The sequence below is a fragment of the Aerococcus sp. L_32 genome (assembly GCF_050689315.1).
On sequence record NZ_JBOEQF010000941.1, the window covers coordinates 1 to 721 of the forward strand.

General features: G+C 40.2%; 1 protein-coding gene. It reads right to left on the reverse strand.

Going from position 1 to position 721, the window contains the following annotated elements:
• Window positions 1–721, reverse strand: a 721-nt coding sequence (locus tag ACRCJ0_RS17500) for a MurT ligase domain-containing protein (RefSeq protein ID WP_431391428.1), incomplete at both ends; no start/stop codon positions are given.

Below are 721 nucleotides of genomic sequence, written 5' to 3' on the forward strand. Positions count from 1 at the left end.
GTCTTCTAACTGGATTAATTGGTCTTGGTTAAAGCCAGCGACTGCCATACGTTTAGATAAGTCAGCCACACGAATACCTGCCACATAAGAAGCTTCAATATTGTCCATTTCGGCTAATTTTTCAAAGTTACCATCCCAAATCCATGATACATCTTGGCCGTCAGCGGGGCGGTCATTTAAAACTGAAATTAGGGTATATGGTGCTTTTTCTAAAAGACATAATTCGATGATTTGGTTTAGACCTACAGGGTTTTTGATAAGGTTAATCCGTAAGTCGTGATCTTCCACGTTAATGGCTTCTTGACGCCCGAAAATACGTTTAGCCCCTTGCAATCCTTCAGCGATATCTGCTTGGCTAACACCAAAATACCGGCCTAGTGAATAGGCTGATAAGGCATTGTAGACATTATATAAACCAGCAACTGGAATACTGTATTGGTAGCCGTCAATTGTAAAGCTAGCTGATTCCGGTGTTAATTCATTAATTTCTTCTACTTGGTAAGTTAATTCTGGACGACTCACGCCACAGTTTGGACAGAAGTAGTCACCAAGGTTGCTGTAGGTAATGCTATGATAATGTAAAACATGTTCACAGTTTGGACAGATAACACCATCAGTATTGTTATCTGCTAGAAAGTCTTTTGACTGGTCTTCTGTGTTGAAACCGAAAAAAACTTGCTTGTTGTCTACTTTACGTGATGAGAAAATTGGCGCATCACCG